Below are 6,865 nucleotides of genomic sequence, written 5' to 3' on the forward strand. Positions count from 1 at the left end.
CGTTTCATTGTCCACGCTAAGTAGTCGTTGGGCACCACCTATACCAATGTCAATCAAACATTAAGGATACCGATGCAGATTGCCACGTTAGGACCTAGCGGTAATAACCATGAATTGATCGCCCAGCGCTATCTGAACATGCGCTGCTCCGGCGAAGGCAGTATTACGCTATTTACCCAGTTCGAAGATGCTTTCCAAGCGCTCATCAATGGGCAGGTGAGTCATGTGCTGCAGTGCACCGCTCACTTTTCGCATAGCGATTGCGTCGGTCGTTTTATGCATCGCGCTTACCCTGTGGATACGTTTATAGCGGGTAGCAAACCGCTCGCGCTGATCGCCCAGCGTGCGCTTACCCATCCCATACAGATAGCGCTACAACCTGCTACGCGCTATTACACTGATTTGACCGGTTTTGACGAGATCATTGAGGCACCCACCACCGTCGCAGTGGCTGAAGGATTACTGTCAGGTCAATTTGAGGCAGGCATTTGCGCTGAAGAGGTACTGACGCAGTCACCCGAGCAACTGCGTTTAGTGCAATCACTCGGGCCTGCTTTAGATACTTGGGTGATGTTTGCCACCACCCCACTACCACTCTCTTCGCCGCTGCGGCTAGATCACGAAGATGACAACCATCCCCGCCACTATTAATCCCATACGGTGCCACAGCGCCTTTCGCGCGATGACGCCATAAGAAATAGCCGTTAAACCGATCGCAACTTTTAATGCATCCAGCAGCGCTCCCGTGGGATTAAAGGCCAACCGTATCATTTCCGGGTTGGCCACCATGGCTAACGGAATGATGTAGAGGCCAATTCCCAACGCCATTGCCTTAAAGGCTACCTTCAGCCAGTTCTCGCCCACCATGCCTGCGGCGATAAACACACCGCCACACACTGGCGGCGTGATGGTCGAGAGCAGCGCGAACCAGAAGACAAATAAGTGCGCCAGTAACGGCTCCAATCCAAGCGAAGTTAGCGCAGGGCCAGCCACAGAGACGCAAATCACATAGGCCGCCGTGGTGGGCACTTCCATGCCTAAAATCAAACAGGCTAATGCGGTCAGCAGCAGCGCGGGCCATAGCATGTCGTTAGAGAGCGACAGAATGCCGGAAGTGATTTTTACGCCCAGGCCCGTCAGCGATAGCACCCCCACCACTAGCGAGGCACACAGGATAATGGCACCGATGACCGCAATTTGGCGACCCGCAGTCACCACCGCTTCCGCTAAACGGCTGGCAAAACCAGGCAGTGAAAAGCGTAGCGTGACATCAAAAAACAGCAGCGCTACGCCTGCGAAAATCGCGATACTGGCTGCATATTGAGGGGTATAACCGGCGTTAAAGATGCGCTCCAGCAACAGCACAAAAGGCACGGCGAAAAATAGCGACGTAATCAGTACTTCTTTTGGGCTCGGCCGTTCACTTTCCGCCACTGGCTGTAAGTCATGCCGAGTCGCATAGGCATTAATACCTACCCACACGGTCAAAAAATAGAGCACCGCTGGCAGCATCGCGGCGGCCATAATCTGCGTATAAGGCGTGCCTGTGAGCTCCACCATTACAAACGCGCCCGCGCCCATCAGCGGCGGCATAATTTGCCCACCTGACGAGGCGACGGCTTCAACAGCCCCCGCCAACGAACGCGGGTAACGCAGCCGCACCATAGAAGGGATAGTAATAGCACCGGTAGAAGCCACATTGGCCGACGCCGAGCCTGATATCGACCCCATCAACGCTGAAGAAATAACCGATACCTTAGCAGCCCCGCCCGTGAGCCGCCCCGCCACGGCGCTGGCTAAATTCATAAAGCCTTGGCCCGCTTCCCCAGCGTTTAGCACCGCGCCGAAAATCACAAAAATCGCCACGACGCTAACACTCACGCCGGTTAACGAGCCCCATAGCCCGCCTTCGGCAATCGTAAGCGTGCCCACCATACTTTGCAGCGGTAACCCTGGGTGGCCAAAAGCACCGGGTACATATTGCCCAAAGGCGCCATACATTAGCGCCAAGAGGGCGACCAGTGGCAGTGGCCAGCCAATGGCACGGCGCGCGGCTTCAAGTGCCAACGCCATTAAAAAAAGCCCTATCGCCATCTGCAGATGGGTATCGATAAAGCCGTATTGGTTGGCTAATGCTGGCTCGTTGAAGGCGATATAAGCGCACGCTGCAAAGCCGAGTATCGTTAGCAGCCAGCCGCTTATCCGCTGTGCAGGGGTATTAGCCATATAGATCAATACCCATGGCAGCAGCAGCGCCATATGCAGCGGCCGGCTAACCAACGCGGGGGTTAAACCATAAAAAATCAGCCCCAGATGAAACGCAACGCTGACCGCGCCTAGCGCTATCCACCCGGGCGCTATCGAGCTATCTGCCGCTGGGGCTGTCGCTGTTGGTGATGAAGAGAACACACGCATGCCAAGTGGCCTTTCATGACAACACCCCCGCAGTGTTAGCGCCGCGAGGGTGTTCAATGAATGAAAAAGGGTTAACGCAGAGTGTCAGGCACCTCAATGCCCGCTTCTTCATAGTAACGCAGCGCGCCAGGGTGGAGCGTGCCGGTCATATTCTCAAGCATTGCAGGGGTAATACTGCTCCACCATGCGGTCTCTTCCGCCATCGCATCACGGCGTTCCCAAAACGTTTTGGTAAGCGTGTACGCGGTCTCTTCATCCATTTGCGTGGTCGTATAGGCAATCACGGGTAGCGAGGTCGTTTCAACATCCTCATCAACCCCTGGATACGTGCCACCTGGGATCGTTTGGCGGGGCGCCCCGGTTTGCTCAATCTGTTCATCGGCCAAGCTGATCAGCGTCACGGGCATGCTAGCCGCTGTCTCAATAACATTTGGCGTAGGGAAGGAACTCGCCGTTATAAACGCATCGATTTGACCATTTTTCAGCGCATCGGGGCCGCTGCCGATAGCCGCATCGGCAATTCTCACTTGGTCTTCCAAGCCAAATAGCTCTAGATAACGCGCCGCTTCACGGGCACCAAAGGTGCCGCGACCAATCAAAACGTGCTTGCCTTCCAGTGCAGAAATATCGGTCACGCCCTCATCGCCCGCCAGCACGAAGTGCATGGTAATAGAGGGTATCGGGAACAGACCGCGAATCTCTTGGAAACGTGGGTTCTGCCGCTCAGCAAAAGCGCCTTCCCCCGCCATGGCCTGCTCGACTAACGCAGGCGGCGTGGTAAATACATAGTTGCCTTGGCGTGCCATCACTTCCATCACGTTTTGTACTGACCCCTGGCTCTCTTCCAGGGTAAGAATAACTTCGTCATCAGTACCTTGGCGAATAGCCTCTGAAAGCTCTACGCCCATCTGGTAATAAGCGGTACCGGCAGAAGCCGATTTATAGGTCACGCGGGTTTCTGCCTGAACAGAAAAAGCAGCACTGGTTAGGGCCAGCGTAGCGGCCGACACGCCAAGCGTGCGGCGCAGGGAGCGAAATGAATGGCGCATTTTTATATTCCTTAGCGTATCCAGCGGCCATCTAATGGGCCTCGTTTTTTCTTACCAAGCCAGCAGCAAGGCGCGCCTAAACATAGCACGATAGCGCTTTGCCGGGCACTCTCTACCCCTTTTCGCGCCTGAGGCGGTAGTCCGTAAAGCAATCCTTCATTGCTTTTGCATCGCAGTAAATTAATGTTTTAAAAGTTACTATTACCTAAAAGATTAATTTACTAAAAAAAGACGCAATCTCCTTAAGAAGAACTACTTTCGTTCGTTTTTATAACGTATTGCGGCGCAATATAGGCTGCTAAACTAGCGCCGCTTTTACACCAAACCTGACAACTTCACCATGGGGAAAAACGTCACATGCCTACGTTTTGCCAGCCCTCCTGCCAGCCACGGCTTCATCGCGGCTGGCTTTTTTTGTTAGCAGCCTTACTGCTTTGCCTAAGTCCCAGTGCCTTTGCCGTAACCGGGGAAATAGACCTTACTGCTTCTGCAATAGGTTTTTTTGCTGTGGCTATTTTCGTCTTGGCGTATGCATTAGTCATGGCAGAAGAAAAGATCCATATGCGCAAGTCCAAACCGGTATTAGTCGCGGCGGGCATTATTTGGAGCCTCATCGGCTGGGTGTATGTCCAAAACGGCATGTCGGAAGCATCAGAATATGCTTTCCGCATGACGCTTTTGGAGTTCACCGAGCTGATGCTGTTCCTGCTGGTGGCGATGACCTATATCAATGCCATGGAAGAGCGACGGGTATTTGACGCTTTACGCTCCTGGATGCTGCGCAAAGGATTCAACTACAAAACGCTGTTTTGGCTTACCGGTGGCTTGGCCTTTGTGCTTTCGCCCATTGCTGACAACTTAACCACTGCCCTGCTGATGTGTGCGGTGGTAACGAAAGTCGCGGAAGGCGACCAGCGGTTCATCAATCTTGCGTGTATCAATATCGTTGTCGCCGCCAACGCGGGCGGGGCATTTAGTCCTTTCGGTGACATTACAACGCTTATGGTATGGCAAGCGGGGATGGTCGCTTTTCAGGAATTTTTCATCTTGTTCCTGCCCGCTCTGGTCAATTTCTTGATTCCCGCCGTCATCATGAGCATGTTTATCAAGGATGAAAAACCCGAAAGTGTTTATGAAGATGTTTGGCTCAAGCGTGGTGCCCGGCGCATTATTGCACTGTTTTTGCTAACCATTACCACCGCCGTCCTATGCCATGTTGTACTCCATTTGCCGCCTGTATTGGGCATGATGACCGGCCTTGGCTATTTGCAGTTCTTTGGTTATTACCTACGCCGCAGCTTGCCGCGTTCGTTAGAGCGCAAGCGTGAACGCTACAGTCGCCGGGGCGACGACCGTAAGCTGGCCCAGCTTGGCAGTGTCGTGCCCTTTGATGTATTCAACCGCGTGGCACGTGCAGAGTGGGATACCTTGCTGTTTTTCTATGGCGTGGTGATGTGTGTTGGGGGGCTTGGTTTTATGGGCTATCTCGGCCTGCTTTCTGAAGCCCTCTACACCGGCTGGAACCCGACCGCAGCTAACATTACGCTCGGCGTTGTCTCTGCCGTTATCGATAACATCCCAGTAATGTTTGCCGTGCTGACCATGCAACCGGAAATGTCCCACGGCCAATGGCTACTGATTACCTTAACCGCAGGGGTGGGCGGTAGCTTGCTGTCGATTGGTTCGGCCGCTGGCGTGGCGGTTATGGGCCAAGCGCGGGGGGCTTACACATTCATGGGGCACTTACGCTGGTCGCCGGTCATTTTACTCGGTTATATCGCCAGTATTCTGGTTCACATGTGGCTCAATGCAGATAGCTTCGCCACTTTTAGTTAAGTTAGTCCCGCGCTAAGCAGTGATACCCCCCTTTCAGCTATGTGCTGAAAGGGGGGTATTAACCACCTAATAAGTTTCGAACAAGTACTCAATCGGTGTTGGGCGCCCAAACAGATATCCTTGATAGCGGTAACAGCCGTGTCCTTTTAACCAATCCAACTGCTCTTTCCTCTCCACCCCTTCTGCAACAACGGTTAAGCCTAAACTGACCGCGAGCAGAATCGTGGTATCGACAATGGCAGCATCCGTTTTATCGGTTAGCAGCTCGTGAATAAACGATTGATCAATTTTCAATTCATCTAATGGCAAGCGTTTTAAATAACTCAATGATGAATAGCCAGTGCCGAAATCGTCTAACGCAAAGCGCACCCCTTGGGCGCGCAGCTTCAACATGGTATTGCGTACCCGAACTGGCTCACGCATGAGCAGGCTTTCCGTCACTTCTAATACTAAGCGACCAGGTGGCGCCTGCGTGGTGGCTAAAAGCCCTTCTACGTCGCGCACAAACTCCGGCTGCTGAAACTGAACTGAGCTTACATTAACCGAAATGGTTAAAGAGGCATATGCCGCCTGATGTGACCACTTCGCCAACTGCTCACAGGCTGAACGCAGCACCCAATAGCCGACCGGTACAATCAGTCCATTCTCTTCCGCAATAGGGATAAACGTTGCCGGCGATACCCAGCCCCGCTGCGGGTGATACCAACGTAATAGCGCTTCCACGCCAGTAGTGACGCCTTGGTGGTCAACCTGTACCTGATAGTGCAGTGCCAGCTCATTGCGCTCCAAGGCTTGGTGCAAATCAGCTTCCAGACTGGCCCGCTCCAACACGCTGGTCTGCATCTCTGTATTAAAAAAGCACAGCGCATTACCACCCTCGCTCTTTGCCTGCTGCAACGCCATGTCGGCCTGCTGTAGCACGCTATCCATGCTGTGATCACAGCCGGAAAACAGTGAAATGCCGATACTTGCGCTAATGGGAAGCGTGTAGCAGCTTCTTAATTGCGCAATTGTTTCCAATAACTGGCGCGCGATACGCTCGGCCTTAAGCGCTGCCTCAGTCTCCTGCTCGCCCAGGTTATTCACCAACACCACAAACTCATCGCTACTAAAACGTGCCAGCGTGGCTTCTGGCTCTAGCCGCTGGCGCAGCTGCTCAGCAACACTTATTAATAGCTGATCGCCACACTCATGGCCCTGGATATCATTCACTAAGCGGAAGTTATCTAAATCGATAACCAGCACTGCGCTATGAGATACCGCCCACTCTTCATGCTCGATAGCCGCGGTTAAAGACTCCATTAGCAGTCTGCGGTTGGGTAGCCCCGTCAATGAGTCGTAAAAAGCCAGATAGTGGGTGCGCGACTGCATTTCGCGATAATCTGTCAGCTCGGTTGAAATACCGCATAGGGAAGGTTGTGCGCCCGGCGACATCACCAGCGGCATTTTAATCGATAAAAAGGTTCTAACCCTGACGGATCCCCACGAAATAGATAAGAAAATCAGGATGATATGATTGAAAAGGCCTGCATGGGTCGGCATGTTGTTAATCGCCAAACCAACAA

The 6,865-nt window shown here is 53.1% G+C and carries 5 protein-coding genes; 2 read left to right on the forward strand and 3 right to left on the reverse strand.

The features are described 5' to 3' along the window. Positions 1–72 precede the first annotated feature (72 nt). Positions 73–651 carry a hypothetical protein gene (locus tag ACQKE4_RS14750; protein ID WP_427389114.1) on the forward strand — a complete coding sequence of 193 codons (579 nt, stop codon included), beginning with the start codon at positions 73–75 and terminating at the stop codon, positions 649–651. Here the strand turns inward: ACQKE4_RS14750 and ACQKE4_RS14755 are convergent. Both ACQKE4_RS14755 and ACQKE4_RS14760 read right to left on the reverse strand, forming a co-directional pair. Further along, complete coding sequence (locus ACQKE4_RS14755; RefSeq protein WP_427389115.1) at positions 613–2,415, reverse strand: TRAP transporter permease; 1,803 nt, start codon at positions 2,413–2,415, stop codon at positions 613–615. The two genes, ACQKE4_RS14750 and ACQKE4_RS14755, sit on opposite strands and share 39 nt — an antisense overlap. 71 nt (positions 2,416–2,486) lie before the next feature. Then, positions 2,487–3,464 (reverse strand): TAXI family TRAP transporter solute-binding subunit, encoded by a 978-nt coding sequence (locus ACQKE4_RS14760; protein ID WP_427389116.1) that lies wholly within the window; start codon positions 3,462–3,464, stop codon positions 2,487–2,489. A gap of 357 nt (positions 3,465–3,821) precedes the next feature. On the opposite strand from ACQKE4_RS14760, the gene nhaD reads away from it, so the two are divergent. Beyond that, positions 3,822–5,300, forward strand: coding sequence for a sodium:proton antiporter NhaD (gene nhaD / locus ACQKE4_RS14765; RefSeq protein ID WP_427389117.1), 1,479 nt, complete (start codon positions 3,822–3,824; stop codon positions 5,298–5,300). Between the two features lie 66 nt (positions 5,301–5,366). Here the strand turns inward: nhaD and ACQKE4_RS14770 are convergent. After that, a partial coding sequence (locus ACQKE4_RS14770) for a putative bifunctional diguanylate cyclase/phosphodiesterase (protein ID WP_427389118.1) occupies positions 5,367–6,865 on the reverse strand: 1,499 nt, incomplete at its 5' end.

Source organism: Halomonas sp. NPDC076908 (assembly GCF_050269715.1).
Classification (GTDB): Bacteria; Pseudomonadota; Gammaproteobacteria; order Pseudomonadales; family Halomonadaceae; genus Vreelandella.